This window comes from Escherichia sp. E1V33, from assembly GCF_004211955.1.
Taxonomy (GTDB): Bacteria; Pseudomonadota; Gammaproteobacteria; order Enterobacterales; family Enterobacteriaceae; genus Escherichia.
Map to the genome: position 1 here is coordinate 149,232 of NZ_RHJI01000010.1, position 17,227 is coordinate 166,458.

Genomic DNA, 17,227 nt, shown 5'->3' on the forward strand with positions numbered 1-17,227 from the left:
GCCTGGCCCGGCCTCCGTTTCAGAACACCAGGTGTTCTGCGCGCACAATCAAAGACATACCCGAATTCAGCTGGACGCGGACGCCGTCTTTGGTGATTTCTAATACGGTGGCATCCATCGCATTTTGACCAGCTTTCACCTTCAGGGCTTGTCCGACAGTCAGAGCTGAAATGTCAGAAACTGGGGTATGCTGTTCTTCGCGAGGTGCTTTTACTGTTTTTGGCGCTTTCTCAGCCGGTTTTTGCGCGCGAGGTTTGCGCTCGGCGCCTTCTTTACGGCGTTGCGCGGCAGGACGTGGCTTGCGTTCGCGGCGTGGTGCGTCTTCTTTCTCACCTGCAGCTGCGGCAGCTTCGCGTTTTTTCGCCTGCTGTTCGGCACGCTGCGCCTGGACGCGCGCTTTCGCTTCTTCAAGCTGCTTGCGAGCATGTTCTACATGCTGCTCGTCCAGCTCACCGCATGGGTTGCCGTCGAGATCGACACGCGTCGCGCCAGGTTTAACGCCATACAGATAGCGCCAGCTCGAAGTGTAGAGACGTAAAGCGGATCGCAGTTGCGTTTTGCTAAGGTTCATTTCCCCAGCAACGCGATCGACCAAATCCTGAAAAATACCGATTTTCAGCGGACGCGCTTCACCTTCCGCACTGAAACAGTGGGGAAAACGTTCGGCCAGAAACGCGATTACTTCTTTACTGCTATTCAACTTAGGTTGATTTTCCATGAAATTTCCTGATTACAACGGACGTAGCCAACAAGCGCAGGCATGAACAGGCGTCATTATAATGACGTCATCAGTAAATGCTACGTTATCCGTTGATTATCCTGCGACGCTCGCAAAGAATTTTTTGTAATCCGTCGTTGCAAGCACCTTTTCAAGCTGTGCCACAAGCTGACGTAAGCCTTGCTCGTCCTCGTCTGTAAAGCGACCGAAGACTGTACTGTCGATATCGAGAACGCCAATAATCTGATTTTTCACCACCAGCGGCAGAACAATTTCAGAATTACTCGCCGCATCACAGGCAATATGTCCGTCAAAGGCGTGAACATCGTCGATTCGCTGTACTTCATTGCGGGCAACTGCAGTGCCACACACGCCGCGCCCTACCGGGATTCGTACGCAGGCAATTTTGCCCTGAAACGGTCCGAGAACCAGCGTATCGTCCTCAAGTAAATAAAACCCAGCCCAGTTTACGTCAGTCAGACGCTCGTATAACAAAGCACTGGTATTCGCCAGCGTTGCCAGAAAACTAGTTTCTCCCGCCATCAACGCATTAAAGTCGCGGTTTAAGTCCGCGTAAAATTCTGTTTTGTTCATTATATAATCACTTAGTTGTCTTACCTGGAACTGCCAGCCTATTAAAATAAGCATTAAATGCGTTAATGCTCAAGATCATTCCCATCATGGGTTAAGATAAATGTTAATTCTTATTACATCTGGCATGTCATGGCTCTTAACACCCCACAAATTACGCCGACCAAAAAGATAACAGTGAGGGCAATTGGCGAGGAACTACCGCGTGGTGATTATCAACGTTGCCCGCAATGTGACATGCTGTTTAGCCTGCCCGAGATAAATTCTCATCAGAGTGCCTATTGCCCGCGCTGTCAGGCAAAAATTCGTGATGGGCGTGACTGGTCGCTCACAAGGCTGGCTGCAATGGCTTTTACTATGTTGTTGCTTATGCCGTTTGCCTGGGGCGAACCTCTATTACATATCTGGCTGTTAGGTATCCGTATCGACGCCAATGTAATGCAAGGCATCTGGCAGATGACCAAACAGGGCGATGCGATAACCGGCGCAATGGTGTTTTTCTGCGTTATCGGCGCACCTCTCATTCTGGTGACCTCTATTGCTTATTTATGGTTTGGCAATCGGCTGGGAATGAATTTACGCCCGGTGTTGCTGATGCTCGAGCGATTAAAAGAGTGGGTAATGCTTGATATCTATCTGGTAGGTATCGGTGTTGCTTCTATAAAGGTACAGGATTACGCCCATATCCAGGCGGGCGTCGGGCTATTCTCTTTTTTCGCGCTGGTGATTTTAACTACGGTGACGTTGTCACATCTTAATGTTGAACAGCTGTGGGAGCGATTTTATCCGCAGCGCCCTGCCACGCGTAGGGACGAGAAATTACGCGTTTGCCTGGGCTGTCACTTTACCGGCTATCCCGATCCGCGCGGTCGCTGCCCCCGCTGCCATATTCCACTTCGCTTGCGTCGCCATCATAGTATTCAAAAATGCTGGGCGGCGTTGTTGGCTTCAATTGTCTTGTTGTTACCAGCCAACCTGCTACCTATTTCGATCATTTACCTGAACGGTGGACGACAAGAAGATACGATTCTTTCCGGAATTATGTCGCTGGGAAACAGCAATATTGCCGTCGCCGGAATTGTTTTTATCGCCAGTATTCTGGTGCCGTTCACCAAAGTGATCGTCATGTTTACTTTACTGGTAAGCATTCATTTTAAATGCCAGCAAGGCTTACGCACGCGAATTTTGCTATTGCGGATGGTGACCTGGATTGGCCGCTGGTCGATGCTCGATCTGTTTGTCATTTCATTAACCATGTCGCTGATTAATCGCGATCAGATCCTCGCTTTTACTATGGGACCAGCTGCGTTTTATTTCGGCGCAGCGGTTATTTTGACTATTCTTGCAGTGGAATGGCTGGACAGCCGCTTACTTTGGGATGCACATGAGTCAGGAAACGCCCGCTTCGACGACTGAAGCGCAAATTAAAACTAAACGCCGTATCTCACCCTTCTGGCTGTTGCCGTTCATCGCGCTAATGATTGCCGGTTGGCTGATTTGGGACAGTTATCAGGATAGGGGCAATACCGTCACCATCGACTTTATGTCGGCGGATGGTATTGTCCCGGGCCGCACGCCTGTGCGTTATCAGGGCGTTGAAGTCGGAACGGTGCAGGATGTCAGCCTCAGCGACGATCTACGTAAGATTGAAGTGAAGGTCAGCATCAAGTCCGACATGAAAGATGCGCTGCGCGAAGAGACGCAGTTCTGGCTGGTAACGCCGAAAGCCTCACTTGCAGGTGTTTCCGGGCTGGATGCGCTGGTCGGTGGTAACTATATCGGCATGATGCCCGGTAAAGGTAAGGAGCAGGATCACTTTGTGGCGCTCGATACCCAGCCAAAGTATCGACTGGATAATGGTGATCTGATGATTCACCTGCAAGCCCCCGATCTCGGCTCATTGAACAGCGGCTCGCTGGTCTATTTCCGCAAAATCCCAGTAGGACGCGTCTATGACTATGCGATCAATCCCAATAAGCAAGGTGTGGTGATTGATGTCCTGATTGAACGGCGCTTCACCGATCTGGTGAAAAAAGGCAGCCGTTTCTGGAACGTTTCTGGTGTTGATGCCAACGTCAGTATCAGTGGCGCAAAGGTGAAACTGGAAAGTCTGGCTGCCCTGGTTAACGGTGCAATTGCCTTCGATTCACCAGAAGAGTCGAAACCTGCCGATCCGGAAGATACCTTTGGTCTGTATGAGGATCTCGCCCACAGCCAGCGTGGGGTGATCATAAAGCTCGATCTACCAGGCGGAGCCGGATTAAACGCCGATTCAACGCCGCTCATGTACCAGGGGCTGGAAGTCGGGCAACTGACCAAACTGAATTTAAACCCAGGTGGCAAAGTCACCGGGGAAATGACCGTTGATCCCAGCGTCGTCACCCTGCTTCGTGAAAACACCCGCATCGAATTACGTAACCCGAAGTTATCTCTTAGCGACGCCAATCTCAGCGCCCTGTTGACGGGCAAAACGTTCGAACTGGTGCCTGGTGATGGCGAACCACGCAAAGAGTTCGTTGTAGTGCCTGGTGAGAAAGCTTTACTGCAAGAGCCCGATGTTCTGACGCTAACCCTGACAGCACCAGAAAGCTATGGCATCGATGCCGGTCAGCCGCTCATTCTTCACGGCGTACAGGTCGGTCAGGTTATCGACCGTAAACTCACCAGCAAAGGCGTCACCTTTACCGTCGCCATCGAGCCTCAGCATCGCGAACTGGTAAAAGGCGATAGCAAATTTGTCGTTAATAGTCGTGTCGACGTGAAAGTGGGTCTGGATGGCGTTGAGTTTCTCGGTGCCAGCGCCTCAGAATGGATAAACGGCGGGATACGTATTCTGCCAGGCGACAAAGGTGAGATGAAAGCCAGCTATCCACTGTACGCCAATCTGGAAAAAGCCCTCGAAAATAGTCTTAGTGATTTACCCACAACGACCGTGAGTTTGAGTGCAGAGACGCTGCCGGATGTGCAGGCGGGATCGGTAGTGCTGTACCGTAAATTTGAAGTTGGTGAAGTTATTACCGTACGTCCACGGGCCAATGCGTTCGATATCGATCTGCACATTAAACCGGAATATCGCAACCTGCTGACCAGCAACAGCGTGTTCTGGGCTGAAGGCGGCGCGAAAGTTCAACTGAATGGTAGTGGCCTGACCGTACAGGCATCCCCGCTTTCAAGAGCATTAAAAGGGGCTATCAGCTTCGATAATCTCAGCGGTGCCAGCGCCAGTCAGCGCAAAGGCGACAAACGTATTCTGTATGCTTCCGAAACAGCGGCCCGTGCGGTTGGTGGGCAGATTACTCTCCATGCTTTTGATGCCGGAAAACTGGCGGTCGGGATGCCAATTCGCTATCTCGGTATTGATATCGGGCAAATCCAGACGCTGGATCTGATCACCGCACGCAATGAAGTGCAGGCAAAAGCGGTTCTCTATCCGGAGTATGTCCAGACCTTCGCCCGCGGCGGTACGCGCTTCTCGGTGGTCACACCGCAAATTTCGGCCGCTGGCGTTGAGCATCTTGATACTATCCTCCAGCCGTATATCAACGTCGAACCAGGTCGGGGTAATCCTCGCCGTGACTTTGAGTTGCAAGAAGCCACTATTACTGATTCTCGTTACCTTGATGGCTTAAGCATTATTGTCGAAGCGCCGGAAGCTGGTTCGTTAGGCATTGGTACGCCAGTACTGTTCCGTGGTCTGGAAGTAGGCACGGTTACCGGTATGACGCTGGGTACATTGTCGGATCGGGTGATGATTGCGATGCGCATCAGTAAACGTTACCAGCACCTGGTGCGTAACAATTCCGTCTTCTGGTTAGCTTCGGGCTACAGCCTGGACTTCGGTCTGACGGGCGGCGTGGTGAAAACCGGTACATTTAACCAGTTTATCCGTGGCGGGATCGCCTTCGCGACGCCACCAGGTACGCCGCTGGCGCCGAAAGCCCAGGAAGGCAAACACTTCCTGTTGCTGGAAAGTGAACCGAAAGAGTGGCGTGAATGGGGAACAGCACTGCCCCGATAATCCACATAGCTCCGGCGTGCCTGCGCCGGAGCGTTTATGCTAAACTGCGCGCCTGTTTTTTTGCCAGTGGTACATGCTCGTGGCCCAACACACCGTTTATTTCCCGGACGCCTTTCTGACACAAATGCGCGAAGCCATGCCTTCGACGCTCTCTTTTGATGATTTTCTCGCCGCTTGTCAGCGCCCGTTGCGCCGCAGCATTCGCGTAAATACGCTGAAAATCTCCGTTGCTGATTTCCTGCAATTAACCGCGCCTTACGGCTGGACGCTTACACCTATTCCGTGGTGTGAAGAAGGTTTCTGGATTGAACGCGACGATGAAGAGGCATTGCCGTTGGGTAGTACCGCCGAGCATTTAAGCGGCCTGTTTTATATTCAGGAAGCCAGTTCAATGTTACCGGTTGCCGCGTTATTTGCCGACGGTAATGCCCCACAGCGGGTGATGGATGTCGCTGCCGCGCCAGGCTCAAAAACCACGCAAATTGCCGCGAGGATGAATAACGAAGGTGCGATCCTTGCCAATGAGTTTTCCGCCAGCCGGGTAAAAGTGTTACATGCCAATATCAGTCGCTGCGGTATCCGTAACGTCTCTCTGACTCATTTTGATGGTCGCGTCTTTGGTGCGGCGTTACCAGAAATGTTCGATGCCATTTTACTGGACGCCCCCTGCTCTGGCGAAGGCGTGGTGCGTAAAGATCCCGACGCACTGAAAAACTGGTCACCGGAAAGCAATCAGGAAATTGCGGCGACCCAACGAGAACTGATCGACAGTGCCTTTCACGCTTTACGTCCTGGCGGTACGCTGGTCTACTCAACCTGTACCTTAAACAAGGAAGAAAACGAAGCCGTTTGCCTGTGGCTGAAAGAGACTTACCCCGACGCAGTTGAGTTTTTACCGCTTGGCAATCTCTTCCCTGGCGCGGACAAGGCACTGACCGAAGAAGGCTTTTTGCACGTTTTCCCGCAAATTTACGACTGCGAAGGTTTCTTCGTTGCCCGGTTGCGCAAAACACAATCGATTCCCGCCTTACCGGCACCGAAATACAAAGTGGGTAATTTCCCGTTTAGCCCAATCAAAGATCGCGAAGCCGCACAAATTCGCCAGGCGGCGACTGCCGTTGGCTTACAGTGGGATGAAAATCTGCGCCTCTGGCAGCGCGATAAAGAACTCTGGCTGTTCCCGGTGGGCATTGAAGCCCTGATCGGTAAAGTCCGATTTTCCCGTCTGGGAATTAAGCTTGCCGAGACGCATAACAAAGGTTATCGCTGGCAGCATGAATCGGTTATTGCCCTGGCATCCCCCAACGATACGAACGCTTTCGAACTGACGCCTCAGGAAGCGGAAGAGTGGTATCGCGGGCGGGATGTTTACCCGCAAACCGCGCCAACTACGGATGATGTGCTGGTAACCTTCCAGCATCAGCCAATTGGTTTAGCCAAACGTATTGGCTCGCGACTGAAAAACAGTTATCCACGGGAACTGGTACGTGACGGAAAACTGTTTACCGGTAACGCCTGACAGCGCACAAAAAAAGCGCACGTTTTGACTGGCGAATCTCACTGCCTTGACTACGCTGAAAAATGGTGCGATCGGACTGGTCGTACCACAACCGGCAGATAAATGGAGAGCACGAAGATGAAAACCAGTGTGCGCATAGGCGCTTTTGAAATCGATGACGGCGAGTTACACGGCGAATCGCCAGGCGATCGAACATTAACAATTCCTTGTAAATCTGACCCCGATTTATGTATGCAACTGGATGCCTGGGACGCCGAAACCAGCATTCCAGCTCTACTAAACGGCGAACACTCTGTCCTGTACCGCTCCCGCTACGATCAAAAGTCTGATGCCTGGATTATGCGTCTTGCCTGATCCAAAAACAACCCGTCGGCATGGCGGGTTATTTATTCTGGTTATTTCCCCGAAGTAAAATACTCTCCTAAACTTAACGGTACGGCACCACACTTCGAGGATGAAATGTTCGCGCTGGTACTTTTTGTTTGCTATCTGGACGCTGGCTGTGAAGATATTGTTGTTGATGTTTACAACACGGAACAGCAGTGCGTCTACTCAATGGACGATCAACGGATCCGACACGGCGGCTGCTTTCCTGTTGAGGATTTTATTGATGGGTTCTGGCGGCCCGCGCAGGAGTACAGTGACTTTTAATTACTGGAGTTGTTCCACAGTAAGCGTCCCTCCGAAGACGGCGCCGGTGTCTATATAATGCAAGTTTCCAATATCTACGCGATGAGGTAATGGCGTATGGCCAAACCAGAAATGGTCAGCACCGCTAATTCCCTGCCCTTTTTGGCCTTCACGTAATCGCGAACGACTCCACAAGACCTGGTGCAAATCGACTTCCTTTTGCCATTGATAAACATTGTCAGGATAATCAGCATGAGCAATAACATGTTTGCCAGTGCGACTGTTTAATTCAAGAATAAAAGGCAGATGCTGGCCTTTGCTGAGCGCCCTTTCAGCTTGCTTCTGTTGCTTATCTGCCAGTGCAGCAAACCAGTCACCACCGTTCATATACCATAAAGACATCTGCTGCGTCGCCAGCGCATCTATCGCCATCTGCTCATGATTGCCTCTTACCGCTCTGACCCAGCGTTGCTCCAGGAGTTGAAGACAACGCAAACTCTCTGGGCCACGATCAATAACATCACCTACTGAGATCAACAGATCCTGCCACGGATCAAAACGGCTGTGCCATAATTTGATACGCAGTAGCTCAAGGCAACCATGAATATCCCCCACCAACCAGATATGTCGCCAATGGCTGCCATCAATTTTCTGATAGGTGCGGTCTGCCTCTTTCATCAATTTTTTACTCCCGCGCAGAAGGTCACATTATTTTAACATAAATGTTAAAAAAGGCTGGACTGAAGCAGTAGAGTGTGTGTTATGGTTGATTGTGAAGTCAGCACAGAGAAAACAGTGATGTATTCATCCCGCTGGCTTTATAGATAAAAAGAGACCGAATACGATTCCTGTATTCGGTCCAGGGAAATGGCTCTTGGGAGAGAGCCGTGCGCTAAAAGTTGGCATTAATGCAGGCTTAGTTGCCTTGCCCTTTAAGAATAGATGACGACGCCAGGTTTTCCAGTCCACACGAAAAGTGGTCAGAAAAAAGCGTCTTTATCATCCTTTTAAAAGTAAAAAAAACGCCCGATCTGATAAAAGATCCTGGGCGTTTTTTTTGCAAATCAAAAGGCTAATTCAGGTAATCAGCAAAGTTTTTCAGCTCGTTCTATAAATGGCGTCAGGCTCATTTTTTCACCGGGCTTGTTGGGATCTTCAATCTGGATCACCGAAATAGGCTGGGCCTTAGTCTTCCCGCTGGAAACCTCTTTTTGCGCAACATCGTTCAAAGGGTATTGCACCAGGGTGCTAGGGTTAATGACATACAGCGCATTACCCGGTCGGCATGTCAACATCACTTCTTCGCGATTAAATGCCCATTTGTCTTTGCCAATTTCAAAACGGCTGACGGTAATCACCTGAGGAGCCGCCAGCGCCGCAGTGGAACTGGTGAGTAACAAAAATGCTAATATACTTTTTTTCATCATTTATCGTAATCCATCAAAACGGTTCCAGAGTCGCCAGCAGGCTGATTATCACCAGTACCACCGCGCCTATCGCCCATTCGAGTTGAGTCATCCATACAAACCAGGGAACGGCCCGGGCTTCGTCATGCCGCATTCCTGGAACCAGAACATAACGATTTGCCAGCGCGATGACCACCATAATCATGACCAGTATGACTTTGAGCAATAAGAGCTGGCCCCAGTAAGTGGCAAGCGTGGGGGGAAATCCCGTGATTAGTAATGCATTGAGCACACCACTCACCAGCACGCCAATGACAGCAAAATGTCCGCACCAGGAAAAACGCATCAGCGCATGAATGGCCGAACGTCTCCATCGCCCTTTCACCAGCCGCATACACCAGACAACCGGTAGTAGCCCTCCAAACCATGCTGCGGCGCAGATAAGATGTACGGCGTGATTAGTCTGATGAATTTTTGCGGTTAATCCTTCATTTAATGTCGCGTGTCCCATCCCCGCCATCAGGATAAATTGCGCGGTGGTCAGCATAAACAGTAACCGCAGCATAGTCCGTGGTTGCATCAGGACGACGGTCAACGTCACGAGAGCGAGAACGATTTGCCAGATCCAGACGCCTCCAAAGTGCGTTTGTAACACCGACTGCCAGATGCTCAGCGAAACGACATCTGGCCATCCCGCGCCCATCAATCCCCCCTGAACGGCGAACATCGCTGCGGCACTGATCAAACTCCATGCGGCGGCGTGCTGTTGTAAGCGCAAAAAACGCTTCGTCAATAATCGACGAATCGTCACTGGTGCCAACCATGCCCCGTACATCGCGAAGCCAAAAACCAGCATCAGAGAGATAAAATGGATAAATCGTAGTGCGACCCAGGTAAGCGCTAGCATGCTTTATTTCACAGTAAAGGTGTACTGTCCTTTGGTTTTATGCCCGTCCACCGAAACGACATGCCAGTCAACGGTATAACTTCCTGGATTCAGGGCGTCGGCAAGCGGAACGATCAATTGCTTTTTGTCTTGTTCATTACGCTTCGCGGGTAATGTTTTAACATTTTCATTCTTCGGGCCGATGATTTTGGCCCCACTGAATCCAGGTTCAATACCTTCAGAGAAATTTAAAGTAATGGCCTGTGGGGCAGCGGTTACCGCCGCATTCGCCGCAGGATACTGGTGTGTCAGGTGCGCATGAGCCCAGACGGAAGGGGCCGCCAGCGAACCGGCAATTATTGCCAGTGTATAACGAAGAGAACGCGCAGTTGAAACCATATTATCTATTCCTTTTTGTAATGAGTTTTTTACAGAGCATAACCTTGTCTAATGAGAGAGTCGAGGATCATCAATTCAGGCTTGCCATCCTGACTGACTCTTAGTAACTTTTGCCCGCAATTAACGAGGAGACACCGCATGCTGAAGAATCTGGCCAAACTGGATCAAACTGAAATGGATAAAGTAAATGTCGATCTGGCCGCTGCCGGAGTGGCATTTAAAGAACGGTACAATATGCCGGTGATTGCTGAAGCGGTTGAACGTGAACAACCGGAACACCTGCGCGGCTGGTTTCGTGAGCGCCTAATCGCCCACCGTCTCGCCTCTGTAAATCTGTCACGTTTACCTTACGAGCCCAAACTTAAATAAACCTTATATTAAGTTACACTTTCTTACATGGTGCCTGCTAAATTATAAGTATTTTCTCATACACATCACTATTCGCAGACACTATGAAAAGGAAGTCATCATGTCGTACTGGAAAGTTGCAGCCGCACAATATGAGCCTCGTAATGCTTCACTCACTGAACAGGTAGCCCGTCATCTGGAGTTCGTGAGGGTTGCCGCCAGGCACCAGTGCGAACTGTTGGTTTTTCCTTCACTTTCTCTACTGGGATGCGATTACAAGCGACGTCCGCTCCCGTCTCCGCCCGACCTCTCACTTTTAGACCCGCTTTGTTATGCCGCAACAACCACTCGAATGACCATTATTGCGGGCCTTCCCGTTGAATATAATGAGCGTATTATTCGCGGTATTGCAGTATTCGCCCCCTGGATGAAAACGCCAGGAATTTATCATCAAAGTCATGGTGCATGTCTGGGTCAACGTTCCGAAACCATCACTGTATTGGATGGTCAACCGGAAGGTATTGATATGGACCCGACTTGTTCACTTTTTACCACCGGGCAATGTATCGGTGAACCTGACCTACTGGCTTCGACCCGACGCTTAGAGTTTTTCTCACATCAATACTCTATCGCTGTACTAATGGCGAACGCCCGCGGTAACAGTGCACTGTGGGATGAACATGGCCGACTTATTGTTCGCGCCGATCGCGGTTCTCTTTTGTTGGTTGGTCAGCGCTCTTCGCAGGGTTGGCAAGGTGATATCATTCCATTACGCTAGGCGTTTTCTTCCTGGAGCATGACCATGTTGCGCATTATCGATACAGAAACCTGCGGTTTGCAGGGAGGGATCGTTGAAATTGCTTCTGTTGATGTTGTTAACGGGAAAATCGTCAACCCTATGAGCCACCTGGTGCGTCCCGACCGCCCCATCAGTCCACAAGCCATGGCGATTCACCGTATTACAGAGTCCATGGTTGCCGACAAGCCGTGGATTGAAGAAGTTATCCCGCACTATTACGGTAGCGAATGGTATGTCGCCCACAATGCCAGCTTTGACCGCCGGGTGTTGCCAGAAATGCCCGGTGAGTGGATTTGCACCATGAAACTGGCTCGTCGTTTGTGGCCAGGGATCAAGTACAGCAATATGGCGTTGTATAAATCACGCAAGCTGAATGTCCAGACACCATCGGGTCTGCATCAACACCGCGCGTTGTATGATTGCTACATTACCGCAGCCTTGCTTATCGATATTATGAACACATCCGGCTGGACAGCGGAGCAAATGGCGGATATCACCGGGCGGCCGTCGTTGTTGACGACTTTCACATTTGGTAAGTATCGCGGTAAAGCCGTATCAGACGTTGCAAAGCGCGATCCGGGCTATCTACGCTGGTTGTTTAACAACCTTGACACGATGAGCCCGGAGTTACGTTTAACCTTGAAGCATTATCTGGAGAATGCTTAAACCGCTGATTGGCCTGGTAACGTCCCCTGCGCCAGGGCTATCAGAAAAGCATATTCCATCGCCACACCTTCGTAAGATTTAAAACGCCCGGATTTACCGCCATGCCCTGAATCCATGTCGGTACAAAGCAGTAATAGATGGTTATCAGTTTTAAGCTCGCGCAACTTAGCCACCCATTTTGCCGGTTCCCAGTATTGCACCTGTGAATCGTGTAATCCGGTCGTAACCAGCAGATGCGGATAAGTCTGGGCGGTGACATTGTCATACGGGCTGTAGCTTTTCATATACTCATAATATTGCGGATCCTGCGGATTTCCCCACTCTTCAAATTCGCCGGTAGTAAGAGGAATCGACTCATCAAGCATCGTTGTTACAACATCAACAAACGGTACCTGGGCAATCACGCCGTGGAATAGCTCGGGGCGCTCATTAATTGCAACGCCCATCAACATACCGCCAGCACTGCCCCCCATCGCATAACAGAGTGAAGGTGAACCGTAGCCCAGTTTTAACAATGCGTCGCAGGCATCGAGATAGTCATTAAAGGTATTTTTCTTTTTCAGGAATTTACCGTCTTCGTACCATTGCTGCCCCAACTCGCCGCCGCCACGAACATGGACAATGGCATAGACAAAACCGCGATCCAACAAACTCAGGCGGCTAAAACTGAAATCGGCATCAATGCTTGCGCCGTAAGAGCCATATCCGTATACCAGCAACGGGTTATGGCCTTTCTGGAAATGCTTGCGATGATAGACCAGCGAAACAGGCACTTCGACGCCATCACGGGCGGTGATCCATAAGTGTTCGCTGCGGTAATTCGCCGCATCGAAACCAGGAACTTCCGTTTGTTTTAGTACCCGACGCTCGCCAGTATCCATATCCAGTTCAAACAAAGTATCTGGCGTGGTCATGGAGGAATAGCCATAACGCAATCGTGAAGTTTCAGGTTCAGGGTTATAGGCAATCCAGGTGACGTAAGCCGGATCATCAAAGGCAATACCGATAACCTCCCGCGTTTTCCGGTTGATTTGGCGCAAACTGGTTAACCCGCGCTGACGCTCTTCAACCACCAGCCAGTCAGTAAACAGCGTAAAGCCTTCGAGCATGATGTTATCGCGCAGCGGGATTAACTCTTCCCACTCTTGCTCATCTCGCATACGGGTACGGTATAAGCCAAAATTTTTGCCATTGCGGTTGGAGCGCAGATAAAACCGATGCTGGTAGTGATCAAGGCTGTATTCGTGATCTTTGCGACGCGGCAGAAAAACAAACGGCTCGGCATCGGCCATTTCCGCGTCCAGCAGGCGAACTTCGCTGGTAGTGGCGCTAGCCAGATGGATCACTACATAATGCTTCGACGTCGTTTTATGCAGGCTGACGTAAAAGGTATCGTCTTTTTCTTCGTAAATCAGTTTGTCTTCAGATGCCGGTGTGCCAATGGCATGCCGCCAGACCTGATACGGCAACAACGTCACCGGATGCTTGCGAACATAATAAAATGTCCAGGAGTCATTCGCCCAGACAAAGCTGGGTTCCACGTTATCCAGCAGTTCGGGATACCAGTTACCCGTTTCCAGATTGCGAAAACGGATACCGTACTGGCGTCGGGAAAGGAAATCTTCTGCCAGTGCCATAATCGTGTTATCGGGCGTAATCGCCATTCCGCCCATTGAATAAAATTCACTGTGCGCCGCCCGTTTGTTCGCATCGAGCAAAGTCTCCCACTCGTCCCACTCTTCACTGAACGCCGACTGCCGCTGGTAGATAGCATATTCACAACCAGGTTCATAAATATGCCGGTAGCGATAGCCATTTTTGACGTAAGGTGCAGAGACTTCCCTTTGCGGTATGCGGTCAATGATTTCTTTTAATATCCGATCCTGCAAGGCTTGTTGCGAAGCCATGACCTGATGACCGTAGCTATTTTCTTGTTGCAGGTAATCCAGCACTTCCGGCTGCGAGCGTGTGTCGTCCCGCAGCCAGTAGTAATTATCGATGCGCGTGTCGCCATGAAGCGTCATGGCATGGGGGATGCGGGCGGCTTTTGGTAGCATGTTATTGTTCTTTCTGGTTGAAACATCTTATAAGGGTGGCAAAACTCACCCGGGATGCAAGCGAAACAGGGCAGTCATTGTATAGATGATGACAGGTAATGGCGTGAAAATCGAAAGGATGTAGCCAGCGAAATTAATTCGCTCAAATAACTGTGCGGTTTTATATAGCCCGATAAACAGCCATATCAGGCTATACGGAGTGATTATTCAGACAAAGTGCGTTTTTGCTGTTCGAGATCGCGTTCAATACCTTCGCGGACTTCCTGGGGAATTTTAAGCGCGTCCCCCAGTGCATTCAGGTAACTGCGCTCCATGAAATGGTCAATATCAATAGCCGCACAGCTCAGGAAATAGATCTCCAGTGCCTCTTCTTCGTTGCGAATCCCCTCGGCCAGGCGCTGCGGATCCAATGGTTGCTCGATTGCCTGTTCGATCAGTACACGCCCCTGCTCTTCAACACCAGCTTCACGCAATTGCTGGTCGATAGCCGCGCGTTCTTTACTATCAATATGACCATCGCTTTTGGCAGCAAAAACCAGGGCGAGGATTAAACGTTCTGTACGTTCATCCAGCGGCGTACTTTGGGTGCCGAATTGCGGTTCGTTCTGATGCGCCGCACGAATTTTATCTTTGTATTTGTTCCACAGTACGGTACCAGCGACTGCTCCGCCGCCAACCAGCAACGCGTTTGTACCGTATTTCGTTAATAGTTTACGTGCTGATTTATTCGCAACCAGCAGTCCTGCCAACCCGCCTAATGCGCCGGGTACTAAAAGTTTGCCCATTCCCTGATCTGTAGACGAAGAGGAAGAACTGCTTTGCCCAAGAAGGGATTGCAGTTGATTTAACCAGTTAGCCATTTTTGCTCCTCAATTCACCATTTTAATGGCAATAGCATAGCGAATGAGGATGTCAGAAAGTGTATATAGAGACAAAAGATGCGCAAATAAGCGAGGCAGAAGGCAATCCTCACAGGAAATCCGCGTCAGGTAAGGTACTGGGTGATGTGATTAATTTAAGGCTTGAAGACTTGATTGTAATTGCCTGATGCGAAGTTGGCGCTTCTTATCAAGACCGTAGGGGCTGGTACGTTGGTGGGCGGATAAGGCGCTCGCGCCGCATCCGCCAACGGTCAATCGAATTACCAGAAGCCATTAGCGCCGCTGATATTCCGCCATTCCCGCTTTACAGTCCACATTAACCAGATAATGAATATCGGCGCTTTTACCGCGTACGGTCAACGGCACTGACCATTTGTCTTCTTTACCCCGAATATCCTGCAAACTAACCCACGCAACCGGATCGGCCTGACCGACGATTTTTTGATCGTCGGCCCAGCGCGCCACGCGGTTTTGCTGATAATCACGTTTTACACTCGCAGCAATTCCGGCTGCATCTAAACCTTCACATTTGGGGAAAGTTACCGACTTGCTGGTTTCGTTATTGGCAGCGAAAACTGATGCACAGGCGGAAACCAACAACAGCCCCAACAACGCTCCTCTTTTTTTCATGTTTTTCTCCATAGCACAATGATTCAGGAGAAAGCATGGTACAAATTATCAGGAGCGCAAGTTGCTTCAGGCGGCGTGGGTTTCACCTTCCCCATCCGTGTCAGTATCAACCACCTGAGGAGAAGGTAATTTACCGGTTTTCAGAATGGTACTAAGCACATCTTTCTGTTCCGCCAACCACAAAGAAAGCGCTTCACGCTGCTCGTCTTCCATTGTCACCGGAGAATTCGCCAACCATGTATCGAGTAGATCCGCTGTATCGAGCATTTTGTCATAAGCATCGGCTTCCTTTTTGCTGGTAAACGACATCTTCTCTTCGCCCTCACGAATGACCACGTATTTAATTTCAACCGCCATTTGCAGCCTCTCACCATAACTGTAATTTTATACAGTATATTTCTTTTCAGTCGAGAAATCAATGCAAGCAATCAAGCAATAAAGACACACGCAAACGTTTTCGTTTATACTTCACGCGGAATTAATCAGGGGATATTCGTTATGACGTTATTAGGCACTGCGCTGCGTCCGGCAGCAACTCGCGTGATGTTATTGGGTTCCGGTGAACTGGGTAAAGAAGTGGCTATCGAATGCCAACGCCTCGGCGTAGAGGTGATTGCGGTCGATCGCTACGCCGACGCGCCCGCCATGCATGTCTCGCATCGCGCCCATGTCATTAATATGCTGGATGGCGACGCATTGCGCCGTGTGGTTGAACTGGAAAAACCACATTATATCGTGCCGGAGATCGAAGCTATTGCTACCGATATGCTGATCCAGCTTGAAGAGGAAGGGCTAAATGTTGTCCCCTGCGCGCGTGCAACACAATTGACGATGAACCGCGAAGGTATTCGTCGTCTGGCGGCGGAAGAGCTTCAGCTTCCCACTTCAACTTATCGTTTTGCTGATAGCGAAAGCCTTTTCCGTGAGGCAGTCGCCACCATTGGCTATCCCTGCATTGTTAAACCGGTAATGAGCTCTTCCGGCAAGGGGCAGACGTTTATTCGCTCTGCCGAACAACTGACTCAGGCATGGGAGTATGCCCAGCAAGGCGGCCGCGCTGGAGCTGGCCGTGTGATTGTTGAAGGCGTCGTTAAGTTTGATTTCGAAATTACCCTGCTGACCGTCAGCGCGGTGGATGGTGTTCATTTCTGTGCGCCTGTAGGTCATCGCCAGGAAGATGGTGACTATCGTGAATCCTGGCAACCGCAGCAAATGAGCCCACTGGCCCTCGAACGTGCGCAGGAGATTGCCCGCAAGGTGGTGCTTGCACTGGGTGGTTATGGTCTGTTTGGTGTCGAGTTGTTTGTCTGTGGTGATGAGGTGATTTTTAGTGAAGTCTCCCCTCGTCCGCATGACACCGGGATGGTGACGTTAATTTCTCAGGATCTTTCTGAGTTTGCCCTGCATGTGCGTGCTTTCCTGGGGCTGCCGGTGGGGGGGATTCGCCAGTATGGTCCTGCAGCTTCAGCCGTTATCCTGCCGCAACTGACCAGCCAGAATGTCACGTTTGATAACGTGCAGAAGGCTGTTGGCGCAGGTTTGCAGATTCGTTTATTTGGTAAGCCGGAAATTGATGGTAGCCGTCGTCTGGGAGTAGCACTGGCAACCGCAGAAAGTGTTGATGAAGCGATTGAACGCGCGAAGCACGCCGCCGCACAGGTAAAAGTACAAGGTTAAAT

Annotated in this window: 19 protein-coding genes; 9 read left to right on the forward strand and 10 right to left on the reverse strand. The window is 50.4% G+C overall.

Annotated features, from left to right (window positions below; all coding sequences use genetic code 11):
• Positions 1-19: 19 nt before the first annotated feature.
• Both proQ and msrC read right to left on the reverse strand, forming a co-directional pair.
• Positions 20-718, reverse strand: a complete 699-nt coding sequence (gene proQ, locus D9742_RS08830; RefSeq protein ID WP_000431365.1) for an RNA chaperone ProQ — start codon at positions 716-718, stop codon at positions 20-22.
• Between the two features lie 96 nt (positions 719-814).
• Positions 815-1,312 carry an L-methionine (R)-S-oxide reductase gene (gene msrC / locus D9742_RS08835; protein ID WP_130236655.1) on the reverse strand — a complete coding sequence of 166 codons (498 nt, stop codon included), beginning with the start codon at positions 1,310-1,312 and terminating at the stop codon, positions 815-817.
• A 129-nt stretch (positions 1,313-1,441) separates the two neighbouring features.
• Between msrC and yebS the strand changes: the two genes are divergently transcribed.
• From yebS to D9742_RS08860, 5 genes are all read left to right on the forward strand, one after another.
• The gene (yebS, locus tag D9742_RS08840; protein WP_130236656.1) at positions 1,442-2,725 is read left to right on the forward strand and encodes a membrane integrity lipid transport subunit YebS; all 1,284 of its coding nucleotides are present in this window, start codon (positions 1,442-1,444) and stop codon (positions 2,723-2,725) included.
• Complete coding sequence (gene yebT, locus D9742_RS08845; protein ID WP_130236657.1) at positions 2,694-5,327, forward strand: lipid-binding membrane homeostasis protein YebT; 2,634 nt, start codon at positions 2,694-2,696, stop codon at positions 5,325-5,327. Before yebS ends, yebT begins: the two co-directional genes overlap by 32 nt.
• Before the next feature lie 79 nt (positions 5,328-5,406).
• Positions 5,407-6,846, forward strand: coding sequence for a 16S rRNA (cytosine(1407)-C(5))-methyltransferase RsmF (rsmF, locus tag D9742_RS08850; RefSeq protein WP_130236658.1), 1,440 nt, complete (start codon positions 5,407-5,409; stop codon positions 6,844-6,846).
• A 117-nt stretch (positions 6,847-6,963) separates the two neighbouring features.
• Positions 6,964-7,200 (forward strand): DUF1480 family protein, encoded by a 237-nt coding sequence (locus D9742_RS08855; RefSeq protein WP_130236659.1) that lies wholly within the window; start codon positions 6,964-6,966, stop codon positions 7,198-7,200.
• A 105-nt stretch (positions 7,201-7,305) separates the two neighbouring features.
• Entirely contained in the window at positions 7,306-7,497 is a 192-nt protein-coding gene (locus D9742_RS08860) for a YebW family protein (RefSeq protein WP_130208463.1), read from the forward strand.
• Here D9742_RS08860 and pphA read toward each other — a convergent pair whose 3' ends face one another.
• The 4 genes from pphA to yobA form a co-directional block, all read right to left on the reverse strand.
• Positions 7,498-8,154, reverse strand: coding sequence for a protein-serine/threonine phosphatase (pphA, locus tag D9742_RS08865; RefSeq protein WP_130236660.1), 657 nt, complete (start codon positions 8,152-8,154; stop codon positions 7,498-7,500).
• Between the two features lie 407 nt (positions 8,155-8,561).
• Positions 8,562-8,903 carry a YebY family protein gene (locus D9742_RS08870; protein ID WP_130236661.1) on the reverse strand — a complete coding sequence of 114 codons (342 nt, stop codon included), beginning with the start codon at positions 8,901-8,903 and terminating at the stop codon, positions 8,562-8,564.
• A gap of 13 nt (positions 8,904-8,916) precedes the next feature.
• The gene (gene copD, locus D9742_RS08875) at positions 8,917-9,789 is read right to left on the reverse strand and encodes a copper homeostasis membrane protein CopD (RefSeq protein WP_130236662.1); all 873 of its coding nucleotides are present in this window, start codon (positions 9,787-9,789) and stop codon (positions 8,917-8,919) included.
• A 3-nt stretch (positions 9,790-9,792) separates the two neighbouring features.
• On the reverse strand, positions 9,793-10,167 hold the full coding sequence (gene yobA, locus D9742_RS08880) for a CopC domain-containing protein YobA (RefSeq protein WP_130208471.1): 375 nt from the start codon (positions 10,165-10,167) through the stop codon (positions 9,793-9,795).
• Between the two features lie 138 nt (positions 10,168-10,305).
• Between yobA and holE the strand changes: the two genes are divergently transcribed.
• The 3 genes from holE to exoX all read left to right on the forward strand — a co-directional run bounded on the left by holE (position 10,306) and on the right by exoX (position 11,980).
• Positions 10,306-10,536 carry a DNA polymerase III subunit theta gene (gene holE, locus D9742_RS08885; RefSeq protein WP_000916758.1) on the forward strand — a complete coding sequence of 77 codons (231 nt, stop codon included), beginning with the start codon at positions 10,306-10,308 and terminating at the stop codon, positions 10,534-10,536.
• Between the two features lie 100 nt (positions 10,537-10,636).
• Entirely contained in the window at positions 10,637-11,293 is a 657-nt protein-coding gene (gene yobB / locus D9742_RS08890; protein WP_130236663.1) for a carbon-nitrogen hydrolase family protein YobB, read from the forward strand.
• A gap of 24 nt (positions 11,294-11,317) precedes the next feature.
• Positions 11,318-11,980, forward strand: coding sequence for an exodeoxyribonuclease X (gene exoX, locus D9742_RS08895; protein WP_130236664.1), 663 nt, complete (start codon positions 11,318-11,320; stop codon positions 11,978-11,980).
• On the opposite strand, the gene ptrB is transcribed toward exoX, so the two are convergent.
• The 4 genes from ptrB to yebG all read right to left on the reverse strand — a co-directional run bounded on the left by ptrB (position 11,977) and on the right by yebG (position 15,905).
• Complete coding sequence (gene ptrB, locus D9742_RS08900; RefSeq protein ID WP_130236665.1) at positions 11,977-14,037, reverse strand: oligopeptidase B; 2,061 nt, start codon at positions 14,035-14,037, stop codon at positions 11,977-11,979. The genes exoX and ptrB overlap by 4 nt on opposite strands.
• A gap of 203 nt (positions 14,038-14,240) precedes the next feature.
• Complete coding sequence (locus tag D9742_RS08905; protein ID WP_130236666.1) at positions 14,241-14,897, reverse strand: tellurite resistance TerB family protein; 657 nt, start codon at positions 14,895-14,897, stop codon at positions 14,241-14,243.
• A gap of 294 nt (positions 14,898-15,191) precedes the next feature.
• Entirely contained in the window at positions 15,192-15,548 is a 357-nt protein-coding gene (yebF, locus tag D9742_RS08910; protein ID WP_130236667.1) for a protein YebF, read from the reverse strand.
• Between the two features lie 66 nt (positions 15,549-15,614).
• Entirely contained in the window at positions 15,615-15,905 is a 291-nt protein-coding gene (gene yebG / locus D9742_RS08915) for a DNA damage-inducible protein YebG (protein WP_130208483.1), read from the reverse strand.
• Between the two features lie 141 nt (positions 15,906-16,046).
• Between yebG and purT the strand changes: the two genes are divergently transcribed.
• Positions 16,047-17,225 carry a formate-dependent phosphoribosylglycinamide formyltransferase gene (gene purT / locus D9742_RS08920; RefSeq protein ID WP_130236668.1) on the forward strand — a complete coding sequence of 393 codons (1,179 nt, stop codon included), beginning with the start codon at positions 16,047-16,049 and terminating at the stop codon, positions 17,223-17,225.
• Positions 17,226-17,227 lie beyond the last annotated feature (2 nt).

Bases quoted from the DNA above. Each gene is read 5' to 3' on its own strand.
- proQ (WP_000431365.1), bottom strand. From the start codon at position 718: ATGGAAAATCAACCTAAGTTGAATAGCAGTAAAGAAGTAATCGCGTTT.
- msrC (WP_130236655.1), bottom strand. From the start codon at position 1,312: ATGAACAAAACAGAATTTTACGCGGACTTAAACCGCGACTTTAATGCG.
- yebS (WP_130236656.1), top strand. From the start codon at position 1,442: ATGGCTCTTAACACCCCACAAATTACGCCGACCAAAAAGATAACAGTG.
- yebT (WP_130236657.1), top strand. From the start codon at position 2,694: ATGAGTCAGGAAACGCCCGCTTCGACGACTGAAGCGCAAATTAAAACT.
- D9742_RS08855 (WP_130236659.1), top strand. From the start codon at position 6,964: ATGAAAACCAGTGTGCGCATAGGCGCTTTTGAAATCGATGACGGCGAG.
- D9742_RS08860 (WP_130208463.1), top strand. From the start codon at position 7,306: ATGTTCGCGCTGGTACTTTTTGTTTGCTATCTGGACGCTGGCTGTGAA.
- pphA (WP_130236660.1), bottom strand. From the start codon at position 8,154: ATGAAAGAGGCAGACCGCACCTATCAGAAAATTGATGGCAGCCATTGG.
- D9742_RS08870 (WP_130236661.1), bottom strand. From the start codon at position 8,903: ATGATGAAAAAAAGTATATTAGCATTTTTGTTACTCACCAGTTCCACT.
- copD (WP_130236662.1), bottom strand. From the start codon at position 9,789: ATGCTAGCGCTTACCTGGGTCGCACTACGATTTATCCATTTTATCTCT.
- yobA (WP_130208471.1), bottom strand. From the start codon at position 10,167: ATGGTTTCAACTGCGCGTTCTCTTCGTTATACACTGGCAATAATTGCC.
- holE (WP_000916758.1), top strand. From the start codon at position 10,306: ATGCTGAAGAATCTGGCCAAACTGGATCAAACTGAAATGGATAAAGTA.
- yobB (WP_130236663.1), top strand. From the start codon at position 10,637: ATGTCGTACTGGAAAGTTGCAGCCGCACAATATGAGCCTCGTAATGCT.
- exoX (WP_130236664.1), top strand. From the start codon at position 11,318: ATGTTGCGCATTATCGATACAGAAACCTGCGGTTTGCAGGGAGGGATC.
- ptrB (WP_130236665.1), bottom strand. From the start codon at position 14,037: ATGCTACCAAAAGCCGCCCGCATCCCCCATGCCATGACGCTTCATGGC.
- D9742_RS08905 (WP_130236666.1), bottom strand. From the start codon at position 14,897: ATGGCTAACTGGTTAAATCAACTGCAATCCCTTCTTGGGCAAAGCAGT.
- yebF (WP_130236667.1), bottom strand. From the start codon at position 15,548: ATGAAAAAAAGAGGAGCGTTGTTGGGGCTGTTGTTGGTTTCCGCCTGT.
- yebG (WP_130208483.1), bottom strand. From the start codon at position 15,905: ATGGCGGTTGAAATTAAATACGTGGTCATTCGTGAGGGCGAAGAGAAG.
- purT (WP_130236668.1), top strand. From the start codon at position 16,047: ATGACGTTATTAGGCACTGCGCTGCGTCCGGCAGCAACTCGCGTGATG.